The sequence below is a fragment of the Lysinibacillus xylanilyticus genome (assembly GCF_001708185.1).
Classification (GTDB): domain Bacteria; phylum Bacillota; class Bacilli; order Bacillales_A; family Planococcaceae; genus Lysinibacillus; species Lysinibacillus xylanilyticus_A.
In genome coordinates, this window is record NZ_MDDN01000001.1 from 298,609 (window position 1) to 312,177 (window position 13,569).

Here is a 13,569-nt window from a genome sequence, read left to right on the forward strand (position 1 = left end):
TCTTCTTAAAGCCCCGCTGCAATACGTTGTTTGGCAATAATACCCTTTAATAAAAATGACAGTAAGCATGCAACGATTAAAAATAAAGTAATCATCGCAATAACGCCTCCCCAGCCGTAATGCATCCAGAATATTCCCCCTACTGTTCCTCCAACACTTGAACCAAAATAATAGAAAAATAAATAGAGAGAAGATGCTTGTGCCTTATCATGAGTGGCTCGTTTACTCACCCAACCACTAGCAATCGAGTGCGCCGCAAAGAAACCAAACGTAAAGATTGTAATCCCTATAATTTTCAAACTAAGTAGCCCGATTAATGTAAGTATTGCCCCTGTTAACATGATAGCAATGGACAATAACAACATTTTTTGGCGGCCATATTGATCCGCTAGACTACCAAACCAAGCGGAGCTAAAAGTACCTACTAAGTAAATAACAAAAATCCACCCAACAATTGTGGCACTTAAATTATAAGGTGGTGCCATTAATTTAAAGCCAATGTAGTTATAAAGAGTCACAAAGCTTCCCATTAATACAAAGCCAATACCAAAAAGACATAGCATGGATGGGTCCTTTACATGTTGGATAAGTGATGTCGTCAATGCTTTTATTTGCAATGGACGTGCTGTAAAATGCTTAGAGTTAGGTAGCATCCAGATAAATAACACACTAATCATAAGACTGATGACACCGAGAACAATCATCCCCACTTGCCACGTGTAAAGGTCTGTTAGTGTCCCTATGATAACTCGTCCACTAAGCCCCCCAACCGAATTACCACTTATGTACAAGCCCATCGCTATACCTAAACTAGAAGGATGCATTTCCTCCCCTAAATAAGCCATTGCAATTGCTGGCAAGCCTGCAAAGACAACTCCCTGTATCACTCGCAACACTAAAATCGTTTCAAAATTAGGAGAAAAGGCAAGTGCAAGCGTAAGAATAGATGCCGCAAAAATAGAAATCGTCATCAAAGATTTCCTACCCCGTGCCTCTGATAAGGAGCCAACAATAATCATACTGATCGATAGCGCAAAGGTTGTCACAGAAAGTGATAAACTCGCAACTGCTGGTGAAACATGAAACTCCTTTGCAAATGTTGGTAGTAGCGGTTGTGTCACATATAAGTTTGCGAAAGTTATAAACCCTGCTAAAAATAAAGCCCAATTAGCTTTATGAAAGGCCTTCGTTCCTCTTTGAATAGTATCCATTTCTCTCTCCTTACGTACAGCGAGTTCTACTATTATTTTAATACAATATTTTTTAAAACACACGATAGAGTTGTCAAAAAATAGACATATTTATCCCTATTGCTTGGACTGCTGTTTCAACATCACGTCCTGTGATAACGCCTACGTGACCAACATTGGTGCTGTCGCTGACGCTGCGTTTGCACTACGCTTTTGCACAAAAAAACATTTGTTGCCCCAAGCGGCGCATCGAACGCCCCAAGGAAGCTTTGCTCTGTGCAAAAGCGAAGCGTCAGCGGCAAATGTTTTATCTGCGCGAAAGCGAAGCGTCAGCGGCAAATGTTTTATCTGCGCGAAAGCGAAGCGTCAGCGGCAAATGTTTTATCTGCGCGAAAGCGAAGCGTCAGCGGCAAATGTTTTATCTGCGCGAAAGCGAAGCGTCAGCGGGAAAGCGCCAAGTCGGAACGGAAATCAACCACACGTTTTGGTTAAGAGCCAATACTTCGTTTTCCTTTCAAAGATTCTTTAAAGAATCAACACCTCACCTTATTCAACAACAATTTTCTACAGTTTACTTAAATATTGTCACATTATTTTTAAGAAAATTTAAAATTATATCTATTTCGAATTGGCAGTTATTGTGATACAGTGAAAGTAATCATTTAGAAATCATTGGTAATACGACCTCCGATGACTATACTATTTTCGTTGCACATACTTGGAGGAATTTCCACGAAGATTATCGAGGCATTCACTCTATCAGTTCCGTATATCCACCTTGCATGAAAAGAAGAGGCAATAGTGGCTGTCGTTGAGAAGGAAGATGAAACAGTTGTAAAATATTTAGCTGGCAGGCGAGTCGAGTCAGGTTATCAAGATGGATAAAAAGTCAATGCTAATGACCAAAATGTTTTCATCGTTGCCTTTAAAGGACAAAATACGGATGTCGTTATACCAAAGAATGTCAACGGAGTCGCCTCAAAGCCTTCTAATTTCCAATCCATAAAAATGGTAAAGTCGTAGGTGCCCTAGCATTTGGACTACCAATGAATGAACAGGCACAGCTCATTCAAGATTTAAGTGAAATGATTGAAGTGTTAACCGTTCTGAATCGTGAGATGCAAGGCTTTATGCATGATTCCTTAAAATAATAACGAGGTGAAAATATTGCAAATTACAATTGATCAGCAATTATCTTTACGTACCCTAACATTAGAAGATGCCAAAACAGTTTTTGCATTAACAGATGCATCACGAGTATATTTACGGGAATGGTTGCCGTGGCTAGATATTACAAGAGAAGTAGCTGACACAACGGCTTATATTGAAGGTTGTATAAAAGGACATGAAGCTAAAAGCAGCCTTTCTCTTGTCATCATTTTTCAAAATGAAATCGTTGGGATAGCGGGCTTTAATACGATCAATCATCATAATAAAATTGCTGCTATTGGCTATTGGCTCAGTGAAGGGGCTCAAGGACATGGTCTTATGACGAGGACCGTACAGGCTTTATTGCAGTATGCTTTTGAAGAGTTACAGCTCAATAAAGTCGAAATTCGTGCTGCTGTGGGCAACACAAAAAGCCGGGCCATCCCTGAACGACTAGGCTTTACAAAAGAAGGCACGATTCGTGAAGCAGAATGGCTTTACGATCATTATGTTGACCATGCTGCATACGGCATACTCGCTAGTGAGTGGAAACAAGTTAATGAGGACTATTCTTGCTCTTAACCGATAAATAGCCACCTGATGACACTCATCAGGTGGCTATTGTTATTATTGTTCAACTGTTTCTTTCATCTCTTTTTGTGTTTTATCAGCTGTAACGGGTTCTTGCTTTTTTTCTAAGCCAGCCGCTATTTGCTCTAACTCCGGGCGCAATGTATGCTTACCTGCATAGCTTTCAATTAGTTCCTTCACGTCAATGCCCGAAGTTTCTTTCAATGATTCTTGTAATGTTGACATTAAATTAGTTGCGTAAGCGGTTACTTTATTGGCACCGCCGCTTCCTTCTCCTCCACCAGTATCGACAACTGTAATCTTATCGATATTGCCAAGTGGACTCGCTAGCTCTTTCGCATATTCTGGCATCATACGTACAATCATATCAAGGACAGCTGCTTGACCATAGTATTCGAAGGCTTCTGCAATTTTTCGTTTCGCCTCTGCTTCCGCAAGACCACGAAGGCGAATAATATCTGCATCAGTTTCCCCTTTGGCACGCTCAGCATCTGCTTTAGCAAGACCATCCAAACGAATTTTTTCCGCTTCAGCTTGTGCCAATGATTCAATACGGTATTTCTCCGCATCTGCCTGCGCTAGTTCACGCATTTTGGCCGCTGCTGCATTTTGCTCGACAGCGTAACGATCCGCGTCAGCCTTTTTCTTAACTTCTGAATCGTATTGCTTCTCACGACGTAAAATCTCTTTTTCTTCTAACTCTATTTGTTTTTGACGTTCAATAATACGAATTTGCATTTCCTGTTCGGTTACTTCCTGCTTTGCACGCGCCGTTTCTAACTCATACGCTTGGTCTGCACGCGCTTTTGCGATGTCTTGTTCACGACGGAATTCAGCCACTTTTAACTGATTTTCTTTTTCCGCTTCTGCAATTTCTGTTGCACGTTCAAGCTCAGCCTTTTGTGCCTCCTTCGATGCTTCAGCACGCTTAATACGTGTTTCTTTTTCAGCGTCGGCAGTTGCAATATCTGCGTCACGTTTAACTTGTGCAATTCTTGGCTTACCAAGCGATTCTAAGTAGCCATTTTTATCGCGTACATCTTTAATCGTAAAGGAAACGATTGTCAGCCCCATCTTCGCCAAATCTTGAGATGCAACACGTTGTACTTCTTGAGAAAATTTATCCCGATTTTTATAAATTTCTTCAACCGTCATTGAACCTAAGATCGAACGCAAATGACCTTCCAACACTTCACGCGCTTCATTTTCACGGTCTTCCTTTTGCTTCCCTAAAAACTGCTCTGCTGCCGTTGCAATTTCTGAAATAGAACCACCAATTTTAATGATTGCCGTTCCATCTGCCATCACTGGTACACCTTGCTCCGTGTATACTTCAGGTGTTGTCACATCAAGCTTACTAGACAATAAGCTTAATGGCTGTGCTTGCTGAAAAATTGGGAATACAAATGTACCGCCACCACGAATAATTTTTATGCGATTTCCTGACTCATCTTTATGTACATTTTTTGAGCCAAGATAGCTACCTGTCACAATAAGTGCCTCATCAGGACCCGCTGTTTTATACTTTGTCACATACAGTGCAACTAGTGCGATTAATATAAAAGCTACGATCCCTATAACAATCAAAATCTCCATTGGCATATACGTATCTCTCCTTTATAAAAATTTCTTCTCATAGGATCTTACAAAAAGTGTTCCTTCCTTGACTTCTACAATAAGAACTGTCGTATCATAATCGATAGCCTCATTGTCAAAGCCTGTTGCTCGCTTGGAAATCATCCCACTTGTCGTTTCAATCACAACCTCTCCAAAACCATCTCTAGGAATCGGAACAATAACCTTCCCAAGCTGACCACCAAGTGATTCTTCCGTATAAGCTAAAGAAACATCAGCCGATCTTAGTGGGACAAGAACAAACAAATAAAATAGTGCACTTAAAATAACTCCGATGATGCAAGCAGCAACGATATTCCAAACGCTAGGGAATAAGGCTAACTTTTCTAAAATAAATCCTGCTGCTGACATCAACGTAATGAAAGATAGAATGACACTTGGATTAAAAATCGGCAGCCCTTCTCCAATGCCCTCGACAGCATCGCCAAAAAACATAAATAAGAGCGTTGCAAGGCCAGCGAAAATTAATACCACTAAAAAGATCTGCTCAAGTGAATAGCCAAATAGCGTCAAGTTGTTCACCCCTTTTCATTGTGTTACCTACTATACGATTGTACTCAATAGAAAGTTTCATAATTTTTAATATTTTAAAAATTTTCGGGTGAGTAGTTTTAAGTTAGTAATTTTGGATTCTCTTCAAACAGAACCATGTTACAATTAAATGAATACTGGCAACTAAGGAGATATTGCATGAAGCTTTCAACTATTTTAAACTTTTGTATTCTTGTATTTTTCACCTTACTTTTCGTCAATGATTTTTTCCCGTACACTACACTAGCTGAGGTATTGTCTAAACAAATCATCCTTCTTATATTAATCGCTCTTGTCATCATACAAATCGCGTCAGACAAGGGAAAATATAAAAAGCTTTCTAAAAAAGCATATGTTGGCTTAACAGTATATACGGTCGGGCTTTGGATTGTTTTAACATTACTTGGCGGAGAATCGCAATTAGGTTTATCCTATAACAGCCCTTTTTTTTATTTGATCGTGCTGTTACTTGCGCTTGATTTACTACGTGTTTATCGTCAATCAAAGCGTGAGCAGTCTGAGGAAAAAGCAAAGCAGGAATAAATACATTAGAATTCCTTGTCACTTTATGTCGTTCTATCCGTCACTTGGATTCTGCGGGTACAAAGTGACGCTTTCCTCCCCCCTATACATTGTATCGATACCCAAAATAGAACTGAAATTAAAAGCATGTCAACGATTGGAATTGATTCAAAGTTCCAATCAGTAGACATGCTTTTTTTGATTCTATGTGACTTGAATGCATGCACGATCTTTTAAACTATAGCAGTAGATTCGTTTTAAAAAAGGGATTGTATGTTATGAATGGGTGTTTTCTTTAGGATTGTTGTTATTCAACGAATGGTGCATGTTAGTAGAAGAAGGATTATGTAATTAACAGTACTTCGAAAAAGTTATATATAGTAATTTTTTATTTTATTTGATATCTTTTTTAGAATGACACCTTAAAGGAATGACCAATATGAAACTAATGAAACGATTTATTTTAAATCGCCCTGCAGGAAAATGACTTGCCTATTTTTATGGTATGGTTGCTACGCGACAAAAATGACGACTTGTTACTATTCGAAGACGAAGACGGCTATCCATTTTTACTACCTGTTTGGCCAACTTGAAGCTTTGCTGAAATGGTGGCTGCCAATTTTGATGAGTCATTTGAAGCGTTCAACATGCCACTTGCGAATTTTTTAGACGATTTAGTTGTTGATATTGAAAATGACGTTGGTGCCATATCGATTTTTCCAAACGAAAACGATACAATTATTCAAACTCGTGATGAAATAAAGGAAATGATTCGTGATTTATAATAAGCAGGATACTCCCCGTTAAACGGAGAACCCTATCATAAGCACGTTAAATTCTTTAGTAAAAATTGAATTTTTTATTGAACTGAGCAGTTTAATTCTTAAACCATTATGAGTAAAAACATTAAGGGGGAAACTACTATGACAAAGAAAAATAAGGAGTTATCACCAGAACAACGTGAGGGACTACTCAAAACTTTGAAAGCACGTTTTGAAAAAAATATGAATCGCCATAAAGATCTTGAATGGGCTGAAGTACAAGCTAAACTCGAAGCTAATACTGAAAAACTATGGTCGCTCAACGAAATGGAAGAAACCGGAGGAGAACCAGATGTTGTTGGCCATGATCAAAAGACGGGCGAATACATTTTTTATGATTGTTCAGCGGAAAGTCCTAAAGGTCGCAGAAGTGTTTGTTATGACCATGAAGCACTAGAATCAAGGAAAAAACACAAACCAGAAAATAACGCTATTGATATGGCTACTGCCATGGGCATTGAACTTTTAACGGAGGAACAATACCGTGAGCTGCAGAAACTTGAAAATTTCGATATGAAAACTTCGAGCTGGGTGCAAACACCTGCTAATATTAGAAAACTCGGTGGGGCTATCTTTTGTGATAATCGCTACGACACTGTCTTTGTGTATCACAATGGAGCAGACTCTTACTATGCTGCTAGGGGCTTCCGTGGCTCGCTAAGGGTCTAAATTTTTTTTGCATAGACAGATAAATTTGAATTTAGAACAGTTCAGCTGTAGAAAGGCTTTAATTCCATATTTAATGTAAGGCTAAAAATATGTTAGTGAGGTATTCAAAATAATGAAGAAAGTAGTAGTACCTCCTAAGCCTTTTTTCTATAAAGGTGGAGAGAAGGCCGTTTTATTGTTACATTCTATACAACCGTGCTATTGAAAGTGGGGCTAGCTCATAGCTAACCCCACCTCAAACCGCACTATATAGGCATTAACAAAGACTTTAAGATTCTAATACATTTAAAATAGCATCGAGTTCATTAACAGCAAGATCTAGACGTTCCTTTGCCTCGATATTTTGCTGTTTTAATTGACTAAACTCTAACAAATTTTTCTCATGCTTTAATTTGATAGAAGACAAACGCTCAATTCGTGATTCTACCTTTTCAATCGCTTGCTCACAAACTGCTGTCCATAATTTTTCTGAGTGCTGCATTTCTGTTGTTGATGGGTTGTGTTGACGTATAATTCGTCCATATACCGCTTCAATTTGTTCAATTAATTCTGAGTAAAAATGTCGCTCTACACGAGTTGTTTGGAATGTTGGATGCTCTACCTCTTTTGCATATGGGGTAATTTGGCGTAGTAGCTTCCCAGCATTTTCACCGAAACCATGCGATAAATTCAGTACATTCATTAACTGTAATAGTAAACGAATTTCTTCTAGATTAATAAGCTGCGAATCAATGTTTTCCTTTAGCTTTAAGGACTCCATAAAGCGTCGATCAAAGTGCTCAATTTCACCATTGCGTTGCTCTACTAAATGTTCACTTGCATTGTCTTTTAAGCTTTTAATATAGCGAATTGCGTGGCTTTTTAGCTCTTCTGTTGACAGCAAGTTGTCATTGTCTTGTTGTGGCTTTCCTCGTTGAACATACGCAAATGCATCCATTTTTTTGGGCCATTGTGCTGCTGGGGTTTCTTCTGAGACATTATAGCGTATATAAATTCCGTGCATTCCATATCCTCCAAGTCCATTAAACAAGTATCTCTAAAGACAATAAATCGAATACGCTATTTTTTCAAGTAAAAAACTTTTAAAGATTGAAAATCCTTCTTTTGAACAATAATCCAAAAATTCCGAATAGTCGATACTAATCAGAATTACTCCATTTATCATCATAGCAATTTTACCATTTTCCACTATGACAAGCTATGTTTGTACCCGGTTTCGAATTTGATATGACGGAGCTGATTGCAAACTATATTTTAAAACATCCATCCATTCATACAACATGTAATGACAATTAGCAAGTAACGCTCTAGCTTTTAATATAAAAAAATTTCGCTCTTTTCCTATGGGAGAATCCACCTTGGATCACAGTCCCATAGGAGTATGGCGAAATTGTTTATCTTCATTAAGAATCTTGTCTTATTTGCTTAATGCTTTTTCCCTCAGTAAAGGCATGAATGGATTCTACTTTGCCTACTGATTTGAAATTTGCCTTGTCATAGACTTTTGCAACCTGTTCATTGATAGGCAAAATCCAGAGATATTCTAACCCCTGCTTTATCGACTCTTGCTGTATATGCTGCAGAATATATCCAATCAAACCTCGACCTCGATGGCTTTCAAGTGTTGCTACACTCTCGACTCTCCCTTGATTTCCTGAGACGAAAATATTGGCAGTACAGCAAGCTGTGCCATCCAATCTTAATAAATAGTAAGTAAAATACTGTGAATGATAAGTTTCCTCAAAGGCTTTTTTGATTAATGCAGGCTCCCCAAATGTAGAAATACTCATTTCTACAGCTAATGCTTCCTCCATATTGGCATTTGTTACACGTTCAATTTGTATTGCTGGATTATGTGGTAATTGTAAGTATTCACCGTTCCAACACTGTACATCATCATTAAAACTTTCATATTGAAAGCCATGATTCTCTAGCACTTCTATACATGACTGATTTTCCTCCACGTTGTATAAATACAATCTTGGAATCAGAGATTTTGACTGATAGAAATTTTTGATTTTCTTTAAAAACATATCTGGATCGGTAATCTTCTTCCAAATGTGTGCATGATTAGCGTCATAATATGTCGGCATTTCCTTATTATAAAATAATACTCCTTCGTGACATGTCTCCATCTCACTAAAACTTTTAATATAATCAATATCTAACTGCATGATGTGCTCAATTTTTTGCATTTTTTGTTCCTCCCTCAATCCATTTTCCATATAAATCCTCTAGCTGCTGTTCAAGCTTTTGCCGTTGCTCCTTGGCAAGTGTCGGCTCCTTTAATTTTATTTCAAGCTTTTCAATCTGATCTTCAATGGGTAACTCTTTTTTAGCAGCGTAGGTCTTTTCAGGTGCTTCCTTTATAACCGGTTCTTTAACTATTTCTAAGCGTTTTTGCCTTGCCCATTCATAATGGCCTTCAAATACTTGAATCGTTTCATGCTCAATCCATGCAACTTTTGTAAAAATCTTTTGTAAGAAATAACGGTCATGCGAGACACCAATAATGGTCCCTTCAAAGGACTCTAATGTATCCTCCAATACCTCTCTCGCTTCAATGTCTAAATGATTGGTCGGCTCATCTAGCATTAATAAATTAATATCTTCATGCATTAACTGTGCTAGACGTAAGCGCATTTTTTCGCCCCCACTTAAATCCTTCACTTTTTTAAAAACGTCATAGCCATAAAATAAGAATTGAGCAAGAATATGACGTGCCTCTGCCTCTGACACAGCGACAATCTCACGGAAAGCATCTATTAAACGAATGGCAGGATTTTTATGCTCAAATTGCTGTGAAAGGTAGCCAATTTTCACACTGCTGCCGACATGACAGATCCCCTTATTAGGCTCAACTTCGCCTAGCATCATTTTTAACAACGTTGATTTCCCACTACCATTACCACCTACAATCGCCAGTCGTTCTCCGAAATAAACCGCTAAATTACTTTCCTTAAATAATGGTTTCTCAAATGCATGGCTAATGCCCTTCAATTGTACAACCTCTTTACCACTACGCTCAGCCATCGTTAAGGCTAGATTCATTTTCTTTTTCGTTGTAGGCTTCTTCACACGCTCTATACGGGCTAATGCTTTTTCCATACTTTTAGCACGTCGATGTAAGGCAGCATTCGGCGGATTCGCTTCATTTGCCCATTGCTTTAAACGTTTGATCGTTTCTTGCATTTTTTTAATTTTCTTTTGCTGTTCTTCGTATTGAGCAAATTGCTGTTCAACCTTAGCTTCTTTTTGTTCAACAAATGCATCGTAATTGCCACTATACGCAAAGGCCTCTCCATCTTCAATTTCAATTATTTTTTGAGCCATTTGATTCATAAAATGACGATCATGTGATACGACAATAACAATTCCTGCAAAGTTTCGAACATAGTTTTCAAGCCATTCAATTGCCTGCATATCTAAATGATTCGTTGGTTCATCTAATAGCAAAATAGAAGGATTACTTAAAAGGATTTGCCCAAGCATCACCTTTGTTTTCTCCCCACCACTTAAGCTAGTAAATGGTTGCTCAAGCAATGGCGTAATACCTAAACCATTGGCAATCATCGCTAATTGCGCATCAATTTCATAGCCACCCTGTAGCATAAACCGTTCCTGCACATGACCATATTGCTGAAGTATTTTATCTGTTACAGCCAACTGCATCTCTTGCTCAAGCTTTGTCATTGTTGCCTTTAATGCATAGATTCCCGCAAATGCTTCCTCCAGCACTTCCTTTACTGTGAGCATAGGATAATCCGGAATTTGATGTAAATAACCAATCGTCGCTTCTTTACTTTTTATGATTCGTCCCTTATCTGGCATATCCAACCCAGCTAGTAACTGTAATAAAGTCGTTTTCCCACTGCCATTCACACCAACAACGGCAACATGCTCGCCTGTATTTACTTCTAATTGAAGCCCTTCAAATAATACGCTTCCACCCATAATTTTTTGTATTTGTTCAGCCTTAATTTGCATCGTTTTTTCCTCCAATGAAACGTGCGAAAAACATCTTTAGACACAAAAAAGACTGCTCGATTAACAAGCAGTCTTTTCCTCATTAGTTTGTGAAAAAGAATGGTTAATTCGCTACGTTTGTTATTTGATTTTGCTTAAAAATGGACAGACCTCTCCCGTTGTTCGCAAAATCGAAAGTAATAACATGTGCAAAATACATAGCTTTATCCTCTTTTACACCTGTTTTCGTAGCGTTTTTATTCATTCCTTTTCACCTCCGTTCATCATAGTTAAACTTATAATACCATAATTCAGGAAATTTGGTAAATAAAAATTTTGTACATTTCAAATTTTTATAAATATACAAATATTTGTGTCAGTTTTTTTAAGCTTTCACTTTTCTCACAAACATTTTGACAAACGGTACAAGGAAAATGGATACGACTAGTACTCTGAATAGCTGAAATGCAGTAACGATTGTCACATTCGCATGAACAGAAGCGGCGATAATCCCCATTTGATCAAGCCCTCCTGGTACGATACTTAAAAAACCTGTCTGAAAATCAAGACCATACAAATCCTTCATGATAAATGTTAAGCCGTATGCAGCGCCAATAAAGATGCCTGCTGATACAAATGCGTAAAACACATGCTTCTTCGATAAATGTAAATCCTCTTTTTTCAATAAAAGCCCAATGTAAATGCCAAGCATTAGTTGCGCAATATGAAGTAGTGACAACGGTAATTTTGGTACATCCATTCCTGCTATATTTAAGCCCATCAATAAAAACACTGGACCAAGCATATAGCCTGTTGGTATTTTCACCTTTTGCGCCAGCCACCCCGCCACTCCACACACAGCGAGTAAACCTATAAGACTCCATGAATATGCTCCGTCTACTACAAACACATTTCCACCAGAGCCTGACACCATTAATGGCACAAACCCGACGATTAAAAGAACCCGTAATATTTGAAAGAACGTAATAACAACCATATCCATATCCCCTTGCTCTTCAGCAAAGGCAACAACCTGTGACATTCCCCCAGGTACACAGCACGTCAACGCAGTCGCAAAATCTAAATCTGCACGCTTTGCTACTAAATAGCTGATGCAAAAAAACAGTAAAATGAATAGTACATTTAAAACGACCATACTCCCTAAAAATAGTTGAATATCCTGCACGGCTTCTGGTGTAAAAGCAAAACCAATAGAATACCCAGCGACAATTAAACCAAAATTACGAAAATATATATGCCATTTCAATTGTACTTTGGTCGATAACTGAACAATTAGTACCGCTGTTATAGCACCAAGCAACCATGGCATCGGAATATGTAAAAGTTGAAATAAAACAGCCCCTGTTAAACCAATACATAATGTAATAAACATGTGCTTATCAAAAATAAACATAGAAGCAACCCCTCATGACTGAATAATTTTATTATGCCGTTAACTTGCCATTTTTTCTACTTCATCACTTTTTGCGAGGTTCTATATTGTTAAAAATGAACCTGTTATTCATGAAATTTAACCTCTTATCCAAGATATTCTCCAAGCCAAATTTTTCTATGCTACATTATTATTACCTGATTCAGTGTTTCTCCATAGCGGAGATATGTAAAGGAGGCCTCCAATGAAAATTCATTTAACAATCAATAGTGAGCTAGAAGAAACTGAGGTTCATATACATGCGAAGGAATACACCGAGCAAATTGAACGACTGATGAAGCAGCTACAAGCGTCCCAAACCACGATGCTAGATGGCTACTTTCAACAGGAAATTCATATGCTAAAAATTTCTGATATTTACTCCATTTACGCAGAGGGTGCAAAGGTTTTTTTGCAGACGGAAGAACAGGAATTCGAAACGAAGCGTAAATTGTATGAGCTGGAAGCACAATTATCGAAGGACTTTGCCAGAGTCAGTAAATCGACACTCGTTAACATTAATAAAATTGCCTCTATTCAAATGGGGAAAATCGGTACAACAGAACTGATATTAGAAAACGATGTGTCCGTCCATGTTAGCCGCAAATATTTAAAAGAATTAAAACACCACTTAGGTATTGGGAGGGACTCATAATATGAAATTTATTCGCATGATGATTATCGGACTACTCATATCACTTAGCTCTTCCTACGTCTTAGTAACATTAAGCGTCATATCTAATAACGCTGTAATGTCAGGATCGGAATTACTTGAACAAATTATCATCGCAGCCATACTTGGAGCTGTAATTGGTTTGCTGTCCATCATTTTTGATATCGAGCGTTTACCTTTTATTGCTCAGTTTATTTTACATGTAATTGCAGTTACTCTGTGTGTGTTGATTGCAGGTTATTTCGGGCGCTGGTTTGAACATTCAAGCATTACGTCTATTTTTATAAGTGAAGCTATTATTTTCTTTTTCGCTTGGTGCATTATTTATGTACTTCAAAAAAATGATATTGCAAAAATCAATCAAGTAATTCAAAAAAGAAAGGAATAAAC

The 13,569-nt window shown here is 37.9% G+C and carries 15 protein-coding genes; 7 read left to right on the plus strand and 8 right to left on the minus strand.

Translation table 11 applies throughout. From position 1 onward, the window contains the following. Positions 1-5: 5 nt before the first annotated feature. Positions 6-1,211, minus strand: coding sequence for an MFS transporter (locus tag BFJ97_RS01505; RefSeq protein ID WP_068982882.1), 1,206 nt, complete (start codon positions 1,209-1,211; stop codon positions 6-8). A gap of 248 nt (positions 1,212-1,459) precedes the next feature. On the opposite strand from BFJ97_RS01505, the gene BFJ97_RS24470 reads away from it, so the two are divergent. Both BFJ97_RS24470 and BFJ97_RS01510 read left to right on the plus strand, forming a co-directional pair. Further along, the gene (locus BFJ97_RS24470; RefSeq protein WP_175401651.1) at positions 1,460-1,834 is read left to right on the plus strand and encodes a hypothetical protein; all 375 of its coding nucleotides are present in this window, start codon (positions 1,460-1,462) and stop codon (positions 1,832-1,834) included. A 523-nt stretch (positions 1,835-2,357) separates the two neighbouring features. After that, positions 2,358-2,921, plus strand: coding sequence for a GNAT family N-acetyltransferase (locus BFJ97_RS01510; protein ID WP_068982883.1), 564 nt, complete (start codon positions 2,358-2,360; stop codon positions 2,919-2,921). A gap of 45 nt (positions 2,922-2,966) precedes the next feature. On the opposite strand, the gene BFJ97_RS01515 is transcribed toward BFJ97_RS01510, so the two are convergent. Together BFJ97_RS01515 and BFJ97_RS01520 are read right to left on the minus strand one after the other, a co-directional pair. Then, a complete protein-coding gene (locus BFJ97_RS01515) occupies positions 2,967-4,532 on the minus strand; it encodes a flotillin family protein (protein ID WP_068982884.1) in 1,566 nt (521 codons plus the stop codon). A gap of 15 nt (positions 4,533-4,547) precedes the next feature. Then, positions 4,548-5,078 carry a hypothetical protein gene (locus BFJ97_RS01520; protein ID WP_068982885.1) on the minus strand — a complete coding sequence of 177 codons (531 nt, stop codon included), beginning with the start codon at positions 5,076-5,078 and terminating at the stop codon, positions 4,548-4,550. Between the two features lie 177 nt (positions 5,079-5,255). On the opposite strand from BFJ97_RS01520, the gene BFJ97_RS01525 reads away from it, so the two are divergent. The 3 genes from BFJ97_RS01525 (at position 5,256) to BFJ97_RS01535 (ending at position 7,108) form a co-directional block, all read left to right on the plus strand. Next, entirely contained in the window at positions 5,256-5,639 is a 384-nt protein-coding gene (locus BFJ97_RS01525) for a hypothetical protein (RefSeq protein ID WP_068982886.1), read from the plus strand. Positions 5,640-6,223: 584 nt separating this feature from the next. Beyond that, positions 6,224-6,403 carry a hypothetical protein gene (locus BFJ97_RS01530; RefSeq protein ID WP_068982887.1) on the plus strand — a complete coding sequence of 60 codons (180 nt, stop codon included), beginning with the start codon at positions 6,224-6,226 and terminating at the stop codon, positions 6,401-6,403. A 138-nt stretch (positions 6,404-6,541) separates the two neighbouring features. Continuing rightward, entirely contained in the window at positions 6,542-7,108 is a 567-nt protein-coding gene (locus BFJ97_RS01535; protein ID WP_068982888.1) for a DUF4256 domain-containing protein, read from the plus strand. A 268-nt stretch (positions 7,109-7,376) separates the two neighbouring features. Here BFJ97_RS01535 and BFJ97_RS01540 read toward each other — a convergent pair whose 3' ends face one another. The 5 genes from BFJ97_RS01540 to BFJ97_RS01555 form a co-directional block, all read right to left on the minus strand. Beyond that, the gene (locus BFJ97_RS01540; RefSeq protein WP_068982889.1) at positions 7,377-8,111 is read right to left on the minus strand and encodes a hypothetical protein; all 735 of its coding nucleotides are present in this window, start codon (positions 8,109-8,111) and stop codon (positions 7,377-7,379) included. Positions 8,112-8,511: 400 nt separating this feature from the next. Next, positions 8,512-9,303 (minus strand): GNAT family N-acetyltransferase, encoded by a 792-nt coding sequence (locus BFJ97_RS01545; RefSeq protein WP_068982890.1) that lies wholly within the window; start codon positions 9,301-9,303, stop codon positions 8,512-8,514. Then, positions 9,290-11,095, minus strand: coding sequence for a ribosomal protection-like ABC-F family protein (gene abc-f / locus BFJ97_RS01550; RefSeq protein ID WP_068982891.1), 1,806 nt, complete (start codon positions 11,093-11,095; stop codon positions 9,290-9,292). The genes BFJ97_RS01545 and abc-f overlap by 14 nt, the downstream gene beginning before the upstream one ends. A 103-nt stretch (positions 11,096-11,198) precedes the next feature. Then, positions 11,199-11,339 (minus strand): RAxF-45 family protein, encoded by a 141-nt coding sequence (locus tag BFJ97_RS24475; protein WP_175401652.1) that lies wholly within the window; start codon positions 11,337-11,339, stop codon positions 11,199-11,201. A gap of 120 nt (positions 11,340-11,459) precedes the next feature. Beyond that, a complete protein-coding gene (locus BFJ97_RS01555) occupies positions 11,460-12,488 on the minus strand; it encodes an AbrB family transcriptional regulator (RefSeq protein WP_068982892.1) in 1,029 nt (342 codons plus the stop codon). 223 nt (positions 12,489-12,711) lie between these two features. Here BFJ97_RS01555 and BFJ97_RS01560 point away from each other — a divergent pair, with 223 nt between their 5' ends. Both BFJ97_RS01560 and BFJ97_RS01565 read left to right on the plus strand, forming a co-directional pair. Then, the gene (locus BFJ97_RS01560) at positions 12,712-13,161 is read left to right on the plus strand and encodes a LytTR family DNA-binding domain-containing protein (RefSeq protein WP_068982893.1); all 450 of its coding nucleotides are present in this window, start codon (positions 12,712-12,714) and stop codon (positions 13,159-13,161) included. 1 nt (position 13,162) lies between these two features. Beyond that, positions 13,163-13,567 carry a DUF3021 domain-containing protein gene (locus BFJ97_RS01565; protein ID WP_068982894.1) on the plus strand — a complete coding sequence of 135 codons (405 nt, stop codon included), beginning with the start codon at positions 13,163-13,165 and terminating at the stop codon, positions 13,565-13,567. The last annotated feature ends 2 nt before the right edge of the window (positions 13,568-13,569 follow it).

Excerpts from the sequence above, each read along its gene's own strand:
- BFJ97_RS01505 (WP_068982882.1), bottom strand. The coding sequence starts at position 1,211 with ATGGATACTATTCAAAGAGGAACGAAGGCCTTTCATAAAGCTAATTGG.
- BFJ97_RS01515 (WP_068982884.1), bottom strand. The coding sequence starts at position 4,532 with ATGCCAATGGAGATTTTGATTGTTATAGGGATCGTAGCTTTTATATTA.
- BFJ97_RS01525 (WP_068982886.1), top strand. The coding sequence starts at position 5,256 with ATGAAGCTTTCAACTATTTTAAACTTTTGTATTCTTGTATTTTTCACC.
- BFJ97_RS01530 (WP_068982887.1), top strand. The coding sequence starts at position 6,224 with ATGGTGGCTGCCAATTTTGATGAGTCATTTGAAGCGTTCAACATGCCA.
- BFJ97_RS01535 (WP_068982888.1), top strand. The coding sequence starts at position 6,542 with ATGACAAAGAAAAATAAGGAGTTATCACCAGAACAACGTGAGGGACTA.
- BFJ97_RS01540 (WP_068982889.1), bottom strand. The coding sequence starts at position 8,111 with ATGCACGGAATTTATATACGCTATAATGTCTCAGAAGAAACCCCAGCA.
- BFJ97_RS01545 (WP_068982890.1), bottom strand. The coding sequence starts at position 9,303 with ATGCAAAAAATTGAGCACATCATGCAGTTAGATATTGATTATATTAAA.
- abc-f (WP_068982891.1), bottom strand. The coding sequence starts at position 11,095 with ATGCAAATTAAGGCTGAACAAATACAAAAAATTATGGGTGGAAGCGTA.
- BFJ97_RS24475 (WP_175401652.1), bottom strand. The coding sequence starts at position 11,339 with ATGAATAAAAACGCTACGAAAACAGGTGTAAAAGAGGATAAAGCTATG.
- BFJ97_RS01555 (WP_068982892.1), bottom strand. The coding sequence starts at position 12,488 with ATGTTTATTTTTGATAAGCACATGTTTATTACATTATGTATTGGTTTA.
- BFJ97_RS01560 (WP_068982893.1), top strand. The coding sequence starts at position 12,712 with ATGAAAATTCATTTAACAATCAATAGTGAGCTAGAAGAAACTGAGGTT.
- BFJ97_RS01565 (WP_068982894.1), top strand. The coding sequence starts at position 13,163 with ATGAAATTTATTCGCATGATGATTATCGGACTACTCATATCACTTAGC.